This is a genomic window from Streptomyces sp. NPDC001890 (genome assembly GCF_042891445.1).
Taxonomy (GTDB): Bacteria; Actinomycetota; Actinomycetes; order Streptomycetales; family Streptomycetaceae; genus Streptomyces.
The window spans coordinates 1-13,032 of record NZ_JBIATE010000059.1 but is presented as its reverse complement, the minus strand read 5'-3'; the positions used below and the strand labels follow the sequence as shown (position 1 = coordinate 13,032).

14 protein-coding genes are annotated in these 13,032 nt (G+C 70.7%); 10 read left to right on the top strand and 4 right to left on the bottom strand.

Going from position 1 to position 13,032, the window contains the following annotated elements; all coding sequences use genetic code 11:
* The first annotated feature begins 599 nt into the window (after positions 1–599).
* From ACFYY1_RS42275 to ACFYY1_RS42265, 3 genes are read left to right on the top strand one after another with little or no spacing between them, the layout of a single operon-like run.
* Entirely contained in the window at positions 600–929 is a 330-nt protein-coding gene (locus tag ACFYY1_RS42275) for a transposase (RefSeq protein WP_388595362.1), read from the top strand.
* A complete protein-coding gene (locus ACFYY1_RS42270) occupies positions 926–1,489 on the top strand; it encodes a hypothetical protein (RefSeq protein WP_388595360.1) in 564 nt (187 codons plus the stop codon). The genes ACFYY1_RS42275 and ACFYY1_RS42270 overlap by 4 nt, the downstream gene beginning before the upstream one ends.
* Positions 1,490–1,520: 31 nt before the next feature.
* Positions 1,521–2,441, top strand: coding sequence for a hypothetical protein (locus ACFYY1_RS42265; RefSeq protein ID WP_388595358.1), 921 nt, complete (start codon positions 1,521–1,523; stop codon positions 2,439–2,441).
* A 553-nt stretch (positions 2,442–2,994) separates the two neighbouring features.
* On the opposite strand, the gene ACFYY1_RS42260 is transcribed toward ACFYY1_RS42265, so the two are convergent.
* A complete protein-coding gene (locus tag ACFYY1_RS42260; protein ID WP_388595357.1) occupies positions 2,995–3,837 on the bottom strand; it encodes a hypothetical protein in 843 nt (280 codons plus the stop codon).
* A 145-nt stretch (positions 3,838–3,982) separates the two neighbouring features.
* The gene (locus tag ACFYY1_RS42255; RefSeq protein ID WP_073810844.1) at positions 3,983–4,315 is read right to left on the bottom strand and encodes a PadR family transcriptional regulator; all 333 of its coding nucleotides are present in this window, start codon (positions 4,313–4,315) and stop codon (positions 3,983–3,985) included.
* A 280-nt stretch (positions 4,316–4,595) separates the two neighbouring features.
* Between ACFYY1_RS42255 and ACFYY1_RS42250 the strand changes: the two genes are divergently transcribed.
* From ACFYY1_RS42250 to ACFYY1_RS42235, 4 genes are all read left to right on the top strand, one after another.
* Entirely contained in the window at positions 4,596–5,144 is a 549-nt protein-coding gene (locus tag ACFYY1_RS42250; RefSeq protein WP_388595356.1) for a SigE family RNA polymerase sigma factor, read from the top strand.
* Entirely contained in the window at positions 5,141–5,719 is a 579-nt protein-coding gene (locus ACFYY1_RS42245; RefSeq protein ID WP_327310775.1) for a PASTA domain-containing protein, read from the top strand. Before ACFYY1_RS42250 ends, ACFYY1_RS42245 begins: the two co-directional genes overlap by 4 nt.
* A gap of 444 nt (positions 5,720–6,163) precedes the next feature.
* Positions 6,164–7,447 carry a DUF4158 domain-containing protein gene (locus ACFYY1_RS42240; protein ID WP_388595354.1) on the top strand — a complete coding sequence of 428 codons (1,284 nt, stop codon included), beginning with the start codon at positions 6,164–6,166 and terminating at the stop codon, positions 7,445–7,447.
* Positions 7,416–9,215 carry a Tn3 family transposase gene (locus tag ACFYY1_RS42235; RefSeq protein ID WP_388595352.1) on the top strand — a complete coding sequence of 600 codons (1,800 nt, stop codon included), beginning with the start codon at positions 7,416–7,418 and terminating at the stop codon, positions 9,213–9,215. Before ACFYY1_RS42240 ends, ACFYY1_RS42235 begins: the two co-directional genes overlap by 32 nt.
* 122 nt (positions 9,216–9,337) lie before the next feature.
* Here ACFYY1_RS42235 and ACFYY1_RS42230 read toward each other — a convergent pair whose 3' ends face one another.
* Positions 9,338–10,204: a GNAT family N-acetyltransferase gene (locus tag ACFYY1_RS42230; RefSeq protein ID WP_388595350.1), complete on the bottom strand. Its 867-nt coding sequence runs from the start codon at positions 10,202–10,204 to the stop codon at positions 9,338–9,340.
* Positions 10,205–10,457: 253 nt separating this feature from the next.
* Here ACFYY1_RS42230 and ACFYY1_RS42225 point away from each other — a divergent pair, with 253 nt between their 5' ends.
* From ACFYY1_RS42225 to ACFYY1_RS42215, 3 genes are all read left to right on the top strand, one after another.
* Entirely contained in the window at positions 10,458–11,387 is a 930-nt protein-coding gene (locus tag ACFYY1_RS42225; RefSeq protein WP_388595348.1) for a recombinase family protein, read from the top strand.
* Positions 11,388–11,451: 64 nt separating this feature from the next.
* On the top strand, positions 11,452–12,120 hold the full coding sequence (locus tag ACFYY1_RS42220) for a class I SAM-dependent methyltransferase (protein WP_388595346.1): 669 nt from the start codon (positions 11,452–11,454) through the stop codon (positions 12,118–12,120).
* Between the two features lie 178 nt (positions 12,121–12,298).
* Positions 12,299–12,757 carry a hypothetical protein gene (locus ACFYY1_RS42215; protein ID WP_388595345.1) on the top strand — a complete coding sequence of 153 codons (459 nt, stop codon included), beginning with the start codon at positions 12,299–12,301 and terminating at the stop codon, positions 12,755–12,757.
* 56 nt (positions 12,758–12,813) lie between these two features.
* On the opposite strand, the gene ACFYY1_RS42210 is transcribed toward ACFYY1_RS42215, so the two are convergent.
* Positions 12,814–13,032, bottom strand: a 219-nt coding sequence (locus tag ACFYY1_RS42210; RefSeq protein WP_388595343.1) for a hypothetical protein, incomplete at its 5' end; no start/stop codon positions are given.

Sequence of the window (13,032 nt, the reverse complement as noted above, 5' to 3'; positions counted from 1 at the left end):
CGACATCTCGAAGCGTGGAGAACGGCCGCCTCCGCTGTCCCGGAAAGAACCGCAGGTCAGCAGGTCGGGTGACCTGCGACGTTAAACGTCAAGCTTAGTCGGCCACCCCGTGTCTTATGCAACCAGTCTTCTCCTTGTATTCGTATCCGCAAATGCCGGAGTGTGCCCGATCCTCGGGTTTACCTGCGGTCTCACAACCGGCCGTTGCGGTGACTGCGAGATCTGCTCCTTCGCTTCGACACCGAGATCCGCCGCATCGTCTGCACCACGAACGCGATCGAGTTCGTGAACGCTGGGATTCGGCGGGTGGCGCCAGAAGGTGTTCTCCGGCCCGTTCCGCAAGCCGAAACGATTGTCGCCCGCAGACACGACCCAACCACTCCCTCCGGTCGCATTCAGCACAACCTCGCCATCGCCCGCACACCCCGCCCTCATGCTGGGGCCGCGAACCACATCTCCCCGGCAAGAGGAGCGACACGAAAGACCCCAGGCACCACACTGCCGACACGGACAACCCCGCTACCAACAGACACCCGCATCCCTCCGAGCCGTCCAACGTCGCGGCCGGCGGCGGCTCCTGCCCTCTGCGGTTCCGCTGCATGGGCTGCGACCACTACTCCACCGACATCTCCTACCTCCCCGAGCTCAGCGCCTACCTCGACGGTCTGCTGCGGCAGCGGGAGCGGCTGCGGTCGATGACCGAGGCCGACGACTGGGCCCGAGCCGAGGCCACCCCGTCCGAGGAGGAGATCGCCCGCGTCCGACGGCTGATCCGTCGCGTCACCGAGGAGGTCGACCAGCTCACCGACACCGAACGCGCCGAGATCCAGCAGGCCGCGGCCATGGTCCGCCAGACCCGCCAGGGCTTCCTCGGCATGCCGCGCATCCCCCAGCCCCTGCCCGACCTGCGACCGGAGCGACCCGCATGAGCCCACCCGACCCCGCCGTCCAGGCCATGATGGAAGGCCGCCGAGCCGACACCGGCCGACGCCGCCAGCGCGTCCTCGCCGCCCTGGCCGAGGCCGCGAAGGACGGCTTGGAGATCAGCGTCGCGGCCATCGCTCGCCGCGCGGGCGTCGACCGCACCTTCCTCTACCGCCACCGCGACCTGCTCGGCCAGATCCACGCCCAGGCTGCCGAGCCGCCCACGGTCCCCGGCGGCCGGGGACCGGCCGTCAGCCGGGCCTCGTTGCAGGCCGACCTGGTGGCGGCCGACGCCCGCACCGCCCGCCTCGCCGCCCAGGTCCGGCGCCTCGAAGGCCGTCTCAGCGAGGTTCTGGGCGATCAGGTCTGGCGCGAGTCGGGCATCGGCGGGCCCGACGACACCGAACAGCTCCAGGCCCGGATCATCACCCTCGAACAGCAAGTCGTCGACCTGGAGCTCAAGCTCCAGGATCAGGGCGACGACCTCGCCGCCGCCCGCGCGGCCAACCGCGAGCTGATGGCCCAGCTCAACCGAGGACGCGACACACCCCCGCCTCCCGGATGAAACCACGGACTCTTGAATGCAGGAGGCCACGATGCCGAACAAGCGCCCCCGCGGGCCGCAGCCGCACTGGCGGCCCAAGCGGGAGACACTCCGGGTGCTGACCGCGGTCGACGCCGTCCTCGACCGCTACCGCGACCACCTGCCCGTCTCGCTTCGCCAGCTCTTCTACGTGCTCCTGAGCGACGGCGTGCTGGAGAAGACCGAGCGCGACTACAAACGGATGTGTGAGTACGTCGGCATGGCCCGCCGCTCTGGACGGATCCCCTGGGACGTGATCCGCGACGACACCCAGATCGCCGTGGACGCCCCGCCCTCCTTCACCGGCCCCGAAGACTTCTGGACGGCCGTGGCGGCGGCGGTCGACGAGTACCGGGTCGACCGCCAAGCCGGCCAGCCCGTCCGGCTGGAGCTGTGGTGCGAGACGGCCGGCATGGTCCCTCAACTGGTACGCATCGGCGAGGAGTTCGGCATCTCCTGCTTCTCCGGCGGTGGGTTCGACGGCCTGGCTGGCAAGCACGACGCAGCCGTCCGGGCGATCTCCGGAGGCCGCAGAACCAGGATTTTGCACCTGGGCGACTACGACCAGAGCGGCGTCCACATGTTCAGCTCGCTGGCCGAGGACGTGATCGCGTTCGCGGAGGCCGCAGGTGCTGAGGTGGAGTTCGAGAGGGTCGCGGTCACCCCCGAGCAGATCGTCACCTACAACCTGCCGACCGCCCCGCCGAAGGCGACCGACCGGCGCTCGTTCTCCGGCACGACCACCACCCAGGCCGAGGCACTGCCGCCCGACATCCTGGCCGCGATCGTGCGCGAGGCCATCGAGGCCCACCGCGACCCCGACGTCCATCGGCAGGCGCTCGCCCGCGAGGAAGCCGAGCGGCAGGAAATCGGCCCTCGGTACATCGGAACGAAAACCGGCGCTAAGGCCGGGCCGGTCTCCGGAGGCCGTTGACCTGGGCTGATCGTGGGCTCCAACCTTCGCGGGTCGATGTTGTCGATCTTCGGAGGGCCGTTGTGGCGGTCGAGTTTCTGACGGATGAGCAGGCGTCCCGGTACGGGGCGTTCTACGGCGCCCCGGCGCGGGCGGGGATGGCCCCCAGGCCGACGAGGCGCTGCGCCGGATGCGCGACTGCTCCCCGCGCCCGCGGGGATGGCCCCCCGTTCCCGGCAGCGGGTGCCGGACGTGGTCCGGCACCCGCTGCGCAGCCTGGTGGCGGTCTTCCGCCGCCCGTTGTTCGTCTTCGACGCCTGCCGGGTCGTCACCACGGCCCACCCCTGGGGCGGCGGCGAAGGCCCGGTGCCTGGGCGGCCGGCCGACGCGGGCTACCGGCACGAGGTGTACCGGGACGACCGGAGCGCCCGCCCTGACCTACGGGTCTGGGAGCTCCGGTCGTCCCGGAGCCCGTGGTGGCGGCACGGCCCCGAAGCGTCCGGCCGCCGCGCGGGGGAGTGCCTGCTCGCCGGTCCGCTTCCGTGCGGTCCGACCGGCAGCCGACCGCTTACCTTCAGGGAGCAGGGAGGGTGCGTGGGTCAGCTGCGGGAAAGCCCCCTCCTCGGAAGGCGGCGGTACAGGAGGATCGCGCCTCGGGCCGCCAGGTAGCCGAAGGCGGACAGGACGAGGAGCTGGGGCAGCAAAGCGGTGGCGGCGGACGCCTGGCCGCCGAAGAGCAGGGGGTGAGCAGCGGTGGGGCCGCGAGGACGGTGGCGGCCATCACCGCGTCCCTGGGCCCGTGGGTGCTGCGGGCCAGCGCGGCTCCGGTGGCGAGCGGGGCCCAGAGGCCGAGCCCGGAGGTCGTGAGGACCTCGATCCATTCCTCCCCGCCGCCGGCGGCACCGACGGCCGAGGCCGTGACGACGACGGCGAGCCACAGCCCGGTGCCGGGGCGGCGCTCCCGGTCGGGCGGGGCGAGCAGGAGGATCAGGGTGTTGAGCGTGATCAGCCCCAACCCGCGCGGGCCGAGGCCGAGTTCGGCTGCTGCGGCTCGGTCCAGGCCGAGCGGCCCGGTGTAGGACAGCAGGCAGAACAGTGCCGCCGAAGCGGCGGCCAGCAAGGCCAGGACCCGTGCGGCGGACCAGCGGTCGGCCACCACCGCGCAGGCCGTGAGCGCGGCCGGGACGAGGAACGAGACCGCCGCCAGGAGCGGGCCTCCGTCGGGGAAGCCGCTGGTGGAGGAGCCGTGGGTCTCGGGGCTGACGGCGGTTCGCACGTCGCGCACGACCGAGGCTGCCGCGTAGGTTCCGGCGAGCAGGGCGGCGATCGGCGCCGCGGTGGCGAACGCCCGGCCCGTCGGGCGGTGGGAGACCAGGCCGAGCCGGACCCGGACTCCGTGCCCGGCGACGTCGGCCACCTCGCGCAGCCCTCCGGCCGGACCGGAGAGCGATCCGGCGGCGCGGCGAAGTCGGTCACCTCCGCGAGCGCGCCGGTGCCGTACGAGGACGGGTAGAGCGCGAGGGCCCGCCGGAGAAGCCAGGCGTTCAGGGGGTGCTTCGAGGTCATGCCGAGCCTCCTGCGGAACGGGTCCGGGGTGCCGCCAGGCGGCGGTCCGCCTCGCGCAGGGCGGAGCGCAGGCGGTCGGCCTCGGTCCTGAGCGACTGTTCTCCGTCCGGGGTGAGGGTGAACACGCGTCGGGGGCGTCCGTCCACCGTCTCCTCGCGCTCGACGCGGATCAGCCCCTCAGCCAGCAGGCGGTCAAGGGTGCCGTAGAGGCTGCCTGCGCCCAGTCGCACCCGACCGTCGGAGATCGCGGCGACCTCGTCCCCGAGCGCGTAGCCGTGGCGCGGCCGGTCGGCGAGTGCGGTGAGGAGGAGGAAGGTCGGCTCCTGCATGGAGCGTTTGTTCTTCACCCGGCACACCGTAGTACGGTCACCGTAGTATCTGGCAAGAGGCGCCCCCGTTCTTCTCGGCCGACTGCGGGCCGCCCGCCCGGCGGCCCTCCGCTTCGCCGGGCCCCGCCCGCACCCCGGGCGGCAGCGGCGCGAGGTCCTGGGACACCCTTCCGTCCCGGCTGTGATTCACGTCACTGCCGGCGGCTCGGTGCAGCACCCGGCCCCGTTCCGCCGTCATGGGGGCAGTGATCGGGACGGGACGAGGAGAGGAGGTCGGCGGGTGAGGTTTCGCAGGAGCGGTCCGGGCAACGGATTCACGGAGTTCGTCGCACAGCGGTCGGGAGCGTTGTTCCGCGCCGCGTATGCGCTGACCGGTGACGTGCACGTGGCCGAGGATCTGGTGCAGGAGGCGCTGGAGCGGGCGTGCCGACAGTGGCGGAAGGTCGCGGTGGCGGACTCGCCGGAGGCGTACGTGCGCAAAGTGCTGGTCAACCTGGCCAACGACCGCTGGCGGCGGCTGTCGCGCCGGGGCGAGCGCCCCGGGCTGTCGGGGGTGCCCGAGACGGCCGACCCCCGGGACCGGTTCGGGCAGGTGGATCTGCGCGCGGAACTGATCGAGGCACTGCTCGGGCTGCCGATGGGCATGCGCAGCGTGGTGGTCCTGTACTACCTGCACGATCTGGACGTCCGGCAGATCGCCGGCGTCCTGGACATCTCTTCGAGTGCGGTGAGGTCCCAGCTCGCCCGCGGCCTGGCCAAGCTGCGCGATTCCGTATCGGGCGCCCAGGCGCCGCACACGCCGTCGGCCGCTTTCGGAGGTACGAAGTGAGGAACACGTCGTCCGGACCGGCCCCGTTCGAGCCGGGCCTCGAAGCCGAGCTGCGTGCCGCGGTGGCCTCCTTCGTCGACGGGCCGACGGCGCCGGTCGTCGACGCGGCCGCGATCGAGCGAGCCGTCAGCCGCAGCCGCACCCGCCGGGCGCTCCTCGGCACCGCTGCGGCGTGCTGCGTGCTGGCGTGCGCCACGGTGGGGTTCTTCGCGCTGAAGCCCGTGCCGCCCGCGCCCGGCGCCTCCCCGTCCCTGTCCCCACCGGCGAACGGGGCGTGCACCCCGCTCGCCACCGGCACCCCCAAGAGCGGAAGCGCCGATGCGACTCCGACACAGGAGCAGGAGCAGACCGCGGGAGCGGGCATCGCGCTGCCGGACCTGGCCGGCATGCCGGTCGAACAGGCCGGAAGCCTGCTGCGCGGACTCGGACTGAGCTGCACGATCATGCGGCACACGGACTGGAACGCTCCCGCTGGGCAGGTGATCAGCAGTCAGCCCCGGGGCGGCGCAGAACCGGTGGCACCGGGCTCGTCCGTCCTCCTGCTGGTCTCGACGGGCAAACCCGGCGGAACCTGAGCGACCGGGCCCTTCGGCCCGCGCACCGGCCGAGTGACCCAGGGGCCGGTGCCGGGCAGTCCGTCGACCGCGGCGCACCGGCTGGACGCCCGCCCCTCCGGGCCGCTGCTGGACTTTTCCGAGGGGCGCGTGCGGGGAGGGGAGTGGGGGGGAGGGCTCCTGCCGGTGGGGCGCAGGGCCGTGGCGTCGGCGGAGCATGCGCGCACAGACGCTCCGCCCGTGCGCGCCGACCGCCGACTCCCCGTCCCGGCCGCGCCATGGCCTCGTCACGGTCCAGCGACAACGGCACCGCCGCACCCTCGCTGCTGACACCGTGTCAGTCATGAGACTCCGACTTGGCCCTCGGGGAGTGTCCGAACGGAAATTAGCGGTAGCGGAGCGATCTTGATTCCGGTTCGGTGACGGACCCGTTTTGCCTGGTCAGCGGGCTCTACGTTCCTGGCCATGCCTGTTGAGTACCTGTCTGCTGAGCAAGAGGCCCGCTACGGCCGGTTCGCCACGGAACCCTCACCCGGGGAGCTGGAACAGTTCTTCCGCCTGGGCACCAGAGCCCTGGAGCTCGCTCGGGCGAAGCGCCGTTCGGCTACGAGGTTGGGGTGGGCGGTGCAGTGGGGCACGGTGCGGATGCTCGGCACTTTCCTGACCGAGGACCCCACGGCGGTACCGGCCTCCGTGGTGCGGTTCGTCGCCGAGCAGCTCGGTCTCGACGACGAGCATTTCGCCGAGTACGGGACGCGCGCGCAGACCGTGTACGAACACGCGTGGGAGATCCGCGACACCTACGGCTACCGGGACTTCGCGGCCGGGGAGGCGGAGCTGCGGGAGTTCCTGGCGGCGCGGGTGTGGTCGTCGCTGGAGGGGCCGCGGGCCCTGTTCGACCGGGCGGTGGTGTGGCTGGTGAACAACCGGGTGCTGCTGCCGGGTGTGACGTCGCTGGCCCGGATGGTGGCCGCGCTCCGTCAGGAGGAGAACGACCGGCTGCACGCCGCGCTGTACGAGGTGGTGCCGCACGAGCTGCGGACCGAGATGGTCCGGCTGCTGGAGGTGCCGGAGAAGAAGCGGGTGTCGGAGCTGGAGCGTCTGCGGTTGGGCCCGATGCGGGTGTCTGGCAAGGCTATGGAACTGGCCCTGGAACGCGCCCGCGAGGTGCGGGGCCTGGGGGCCGGCGCGGTGGATGCCGGACGGGTTCCGGCCGCGCGGATGACCGGGCTGGCCCGGTACGGGCTGGCCTCGAAGGCGCCGACGCTGAAGCGGCTGGAGGTCACGCGGCAGACCGCGACGCTGCTGGCGACCGTGCGCCACCTGGAGACCGCGACGGTGGATGACGCGCTCGATCTGCTGCACGCGCTGATGGCCACCAAGTTGCTGGCGAAGGCCGAGCGGATGGGCAACGATGCCAAGCTCAAAGCTCTGCCCCAGTTGCGCAAGGCCGCGAAGAAGGTCGCCGCAGCGGTCGACGTGCTGATGACGACGCCGCCCGCGACCGACACCGGCGAGCTCGTCTCCGTGGTCGACGCGTGGTCCGCAATCGAGCAGGTCGTGCCGCGCGAGCAGCTGGCCGAGGCGCTCGCCACGATCGCCTCGGTGGTCCCGGACATCGACGGGGACGACGACGCGGAATGGCGGGCCGAGCTGGTCGCCCGCTACGGCACGGTGCGTGGCTTCATCCGCCTCCTGGTCGAGGTCATCGACTTCGGTGCTGTGGAAAGCTGGCGCGCCCGTCGTTGAGGCCCTCAAGCGGCTCCCGGATCTGATCGGCCGCAAGAAGGTCGGCGCCGAAGAGGTCGCCGCCGATCTGGTGACGGGCTCCTGGCGGCGGCTGGTGTTCGCCAACCCCAACGTGCCGCACGGCCTGGTCGACAAGGCCGCGTACTCGTTCTGCGTCCTGGAGCATCTGCACCGCTCGCTGCGCCGGCGGGACGTGTTCGCCAAGGACGGCGACCGCTGGGGCGACCCCCGCGCCAAGCTGCTGGCCGGGGAGAAGTGGACAGCCGCCGAGCCCAAGGTGCTCACCGCTCTCGGTCTGGAGAGCGAACCGGCCGGACATCTCGCCGAACTCGCCTCCGCTCTGCATGCCGCGTACGTACAAGTCGCCGCCGGGCTGCCCGGGAACACGGCGCTGGAGGTAGTGGGCGGGAAGCTGAAGCTGGGCAAGCTCGGCAAGGCGGAGGAGCCCAAGCTCATGCCGCCGTTCCGCCAGCTGGTCAACGGGATGTTGCCGAAGGTCGACTTCCCCGAGCTGCTGCTGGAGGTCGCCGAGCTGACGGGGATGGCGGACGCGTTCACGCACATCTCCGGCGCCGACTCCCACATGGAAGGCTTCACCACCAGTTTGTGCGCCGTCCTGCTGACGGAAGCGTGCAACGTCGGGTTCACCCCGGTCATCAAGCCGGACGTCCCGGCGCTCAGCCGGGGCCGTCTGGTCCAGGTCGATCAGGGTTACTTCCGGGCGGAGAACATCTCGGTGGCGAACGGCCTGTTCATCGAGGCCCAGGCAAAGATCGACGTCGTGAGGGCGTGGGGTGGCGGCCTGGTCGCCTCCGCCGACGGGGTCCGCTTCACCGTGCCCGTGCAGACCCTGTACGCGGGTTCGAACCCCCGGTACTTCGGGCTGCGGCACAAGGGCGCCACATGGCTGAACGTGGTAAACGACCAGGTGATGGGGCTGGGCGGGGTGGTCGTGCCGGGCACGCTGCGCGACTCGCTGTTCATCCTGGACGCCATCCACGCCCGCGACGGCGGCCCGAAGCCGGAGACCGTCATCACCGACACCGCGTCGTACTCCGACATCGTCTTCGGCCTGTTCGCGATCTGCGGCTACCAGTTCTCGCCCAGGATCGCCGACATCTCCGACGCCCGGCTGTGGCGGACGAACACCGCGGCCGACTACGGGCCGCTCCAGCCGGTCTCCAACCACACCATCCGCCTGGACCGGATACGCGCACACTGGGGCGACATGCTCCGCGTGGCAGGCTCCCTGACCCTGGGCGAGGTCCGCGGACACGACCTGATCCGCATGCTCTCCCGCGACGGCAAACCGACCGGACTGGGCGACGCTTTCGCCCACTACGGACGGATCTTCAAGACCCTGCACCTTCTCCAGTTCGTCTCCGACGAGGGATACCGGCGCATGATCGGCGCCCAGCTCAACGTCACCGAAGCCCGCCATCGCCTCGCCCGGAAGATCTTCTTCGGACAGCGCGGCGAACTGCGCCAGCACTACCGCGAGGGCATGGAGGACCAGCTCGGCGCCCTCGGACTGGCCCTCAACTGCGTAGTCCTGTTCAACAGCCTTTACATCGACGCCGCCGTCAAACAGCTGGCCGCCGACGGCTTCCCCGTCACCGACGAACTGCTCGCCCGGCTCTCCCCACTCCAGTACGACCACATCAACTTCCTCGGCCGCTACGCCTTCACTCAACCGGCCGCGCCGGGCCTGCGGCAGCTGCGTAACCCGCACACCGATGACGAGAACGACGACGACGAGCAGGACTGAGCGTCACCGACCCGAAGGCTGATCAGAGTGACCACTTTCGTCAACCGCTACGCGGCGGTCACAGCCGGTACGTGGCAGGTGTGTTTGCGCCGATCACGCCCTCAACCGGCTTGTGGTGCGCTTCAGGAGAACTTGTACCCGGCGAAGTCGGCGACGTGAACATACCCGATGCGCTGGTAGAGGGCGTTGCTGGTGGGGTTGTCCGGGTCCGTGAACAGGACGACGTCCGTCGCGCCCGCGGCCAGAGCTGCCCGGCTCGCCTCGACCGTCACGGCGCCCGCGTAGCCGCGGCCCCGGAGGTGGGCCGGGGTGTAGACGGGTTCGATCCGGACCATGCCGCCGATGACCGAGGTCGCGGCCGCCATCGAGACGGGGGTGCCGTCCGGGGTCTCCCAGAAGGTGAAGTGCCGGTCGCCGAAGTGCGAGTCGTCCCAGGAGCCGGCGTCGATCAAGTCGATGGAGGACTGCTCCCCGACATCGACGCAGAACTCACGGCACCAGCACACAACGTGTTCGCGGTCTGTCCCGCCCGTGAGACGGCCCCGTCCCTCCGGGTGCGGCTGCGGCGGGGTGAGTGTGCCGAGACGGTAGAGATGTGTTCGCCAGAAGAGTGCTGGCTCCGCGCCCGTGTGCCGCTGCCAGGAGTCGGCGTATCCGGTGGCGGTGTCGTGGTCCGCGATGACGTTGGCGGGCGAGTGGCCGAGGACGGCCAAGTGGGCGGCGAGGGCGTCGGTCTGCTCGACGGAGAGGGGGGTGAGGCCTAGGCGGCCGCGCGAAGTGAGATAGAAGACCGCGTGGACCTCGCCTCCGGACTCCAGTCGGCCGAAGACGGCGGTGACGGGGCCGTGCGCGTCCGGCCTGCGTATCCGCAGTTTCTCGATGTCCGTAAGCGGCGTGTTGTGCAGGGCGGGGCGCGAGCGCAGGAAGTCCCCGGCTCGGGCGAGGAAGTCGTCAACGTCTTGGGTGAGGTGCCAGTCATCCGGGAGCATGTTTCATGATCCCAGATCTCCTTGACTCGGGGAGCACTGGCTCAATGCCTTTCAGCCACGTGACATAGCTGCCCCGATCAGCCGCAGGCTCTTGTCAGCAAAGGATCGAATGACGACAGGGGCGGCGGGCGTCCAATGAACCCCGACTTTCCGGGGCCTGACGGCGGCTCCGATCCAACGAGATCCGATGGCGGCTGACGACAGGGTTAGATGACACCCGAGGTCCGATGCGGCGGCAGAAGCGGGGAACAGCGTGGCCAATCTCGTCTACAAGCGGGTGTCGACCGACCAGCAGTCGACCGCCCGCCAGGATCTTGTCCTCGCCGAAGCCGGGATCGACGCCCCGCGGGTGTTCGAGGAAGAGGCGGGCACCTCCAGCCGCCTCCACCCGCTCCAGCGCCCGAAGTTCGGCGAACTGCTCACGTACGCCCGGCCGGGCGACACCGTGCACATCTCCGAGATGTTCCGTCTCGTGCGCGGCAACCAGCACATCCTCGATGTCCTCGAAGTCCTCCACCGCGACCAGCTCGCCCTGCGTATCCACGACGGCGCGTTCTCCGCCATGGACCTCACCGCCCGCCACCCGCGCACCGGAGAGCTGCTGTCCACCGTGAAGTTCATGCTCCAGACCCTCGCCGCCGCCGGCGAACTCCAGCGCGACCTCCAACGCGAGCTGACCTACGACGGACTGCGCGCCGCCGAGGCCAAGGGCAACAAGGGCGGACGCCGCCCCGCCGTCGCGGCCACGAAGACCGCTGACGTACGCACCGCGTACCTGGAGGGCCGCTCGATCGCCGCCCTTGCCCGCGACCACGGAGTCAGCCGCGGCGCGATCCGCACGGCCGTCGGCGACCTCCTGCCCGACCACACCGCCATCGAGGAGAATGCCCCCGCCCCGGAATTGCCGGTCACCCTCGACATGCCGGGCAAGGTCGCCGACTACCTCCGGGCCACCGAACTGGAGCCCGCCGAGCGCGCCGCGCTCGATCACGGCGTCACTGTACGGCGCGGCCAGGGCTACACCCTGCGCGTCAGCGCCGTCCCCGCCGTGCACCAACAACTCCTCGCCCGCTGCCAACCGCTCGACGGTGCCCAGGGCGTCCCGGTGATACCGGCACAGCGCAAGGCCCGCCGCGAGTACGGGAACCGCGTGAACGCCCTCACGAGGTCAGCCGGGCCGTGAAGAACGGCTTGGCGTCAACCGCTTCACCAGCCCCAAGTCCCCCGTGCGGTCCTATGGTTGGCTGATGCGCGCACACCCTATTGACCGCCCGGCCGATCTCGACGTCGTACGTGAATCCTACGACCGGGTGGCCGACAACTATGCCCACATGGTCGTGACGACTGGAGTCGGCGACACCCGCAGGGACCCGTGGCTCAAGGCGTCGATCGACGCCTTTGCTGACACCGTGCGCGGGCTCGGGCCTGTCCTCGATGTCGGCTGCGGGCCCGGAACAGTGACCGCCTACCTCGCCGAACGCGGACTCGACGTGTCCGGGGTGGATCTCTCTCCTCGCATGATCGAGAACGCACGCCGCCTTCATCCGGAGTGCCGCTTCGCTGTCGCTTCCGCCACCGAGCTCGACCTCGGTGAAGCGACCCTGGGCGGCGTGCTCGGGTGGTGGTCGCTGTTCAACCTCCCCCGTGACGTCCTTCCCCAGGTCCTCGCCCTGTTCGCACGCGCGTTGAAGCCAGGCGGACACTTCATCACCGGAACACACGTCGGCGACGAGGACGCGGTGCGCACCGAGGCCTACGGAGGCGTACCCGTCCGCTGGACGACCCACAAGTGGCGGCCGGAACAACTCGTCAATCTGATCGAGCAGGCCGGCCTGAACCCGGTCGCCGAATTGCGGCTCCCCCCGACGGGATACAGCGGCCCCGGTCTGGTCGTCATGGCCAAACGCCCGGGCTGACGATCAGGCGTCGAAGTGGCGCAGGGTCTTCGGCCTGGATCCATGACCTGACGCCTACCGCTATTTTCCGTTCGGATACTCCCCGAGGGCCAAATCCGCCAGCGTCTGAACGGGCGGCCCGAACCCGGTCAGCATCCCGCCGAGTGAATCTTCCGTCAGGTTCCGTGCACCACACCTGTTGCGCACGCTATGGTCGTCCCGACCGCTTCTGAGCTGCGAGAACTCGAACCGCACGCTCGCGGCGCCCCGGAGAAACGTCGGGGACTTCGACGCCTCGGGCGCCGACATCGAACGGGACTGGGTGGCCCGAACCGACTGCTGGAGCCACGTAGAACGCGTCCTGCTCACCCACGACCAAGTCCGGGACTACGAGCTACCCGCAGCCGCGGGAAAGGCCGGCGACCCACGTTGGCCGGGGTTCGCCCGCCGATACGGGCTCGCCGCCGACCAGCCGGTGCAGTGGGAGGTTGAGGCTCTCGACCCGACCGAGCTTCAGCGCCTGGTCCTCGCCGCCGCCGCGCCGTACATCGACCGCCGCATTCTCACCGACCGGATCGCGGAGGAAGAACGACAGCGAGGCCAGCTCAGGGCCTTCACCGAGGGATGGCCCCTGAACCGCTCGCCGGACAGTGAGTGACTCCCAAACTCATCGACATTGATTACCTGGATCTTTGAAACCGGCCTTCCTCCTGTTCACGCCGACTCCTGGCCCCCGACCGGCGCGGCCGGCCCGGCCGTGCCGACGATCGACCCTGAGTTGGTGGCGCGCCGCGCGGTCGACTCCATGAAGCTGGTGGGTCCGGCGGTGGCCAGTCCGCGCGCGGCCGGGCGGTACGTGGTTGGGATGCCGATGTGGATGTGGGTGACCCGTTCGACGTCGTCGTACGGGCCGGCGTCCGCGAAGGCGACGGC

Excerpts from the sequence above, each read along its gene's own strand:
- ACFYY1_RS42275 (WP_388595362.1), top strand. The coding sequence starts at position 600 with ATGGGCTGCGACCACTACTCCACCGACATCTCCTACCTCCCCGAGCTC.
- ACFYY1_RS42270 (WP_388595360.1), top strand. The coding sequence starts at position 926 with ATGAGCCCACCCGACCCCGCCGTCCAGGCCATGATGGAAGGCCGCCGA.
- ACFYY1_RS42265 (WP_388595358.1), top strand. The coding sequence starts at position 1,521 with ATGCCGAACAAGCGCCCCCGCGGGCCGCAGCCGCACTGGCGGCCCAAG.
- ACFYY1_RS42255 (WP_073810844.1), bottom strand. The coding sequence starts at position 4,315 with ATGCAGGAGCCGACCTTCCTCCTCCTCACCGCACTCGCCGACCGGCCG.
- ACFYY1_RS42240 (WP_388595354.1), top strand. The coding sequence starts at position 6,164 with ATGCCTGTTGAGTACCTGTCTGCTGAGCAAGAGGCCCGCTACGGCCGG.
- ACFYY1_RS42230 (WP_388595350.1), bottom strand. The coding sequence starts at position 10,204 with ATGCTCCCGGATGACTGGCACCTCACCCAAGACGTTGACGACTTCCTC.
- ACFYY1_RS42220 (WP_388595346.1), top strand. The coding sequence starts at position 11,452 with ATGCGCGCACACCCTATTGACCGCCCGGCCGATCTCGACGTCGTACGT.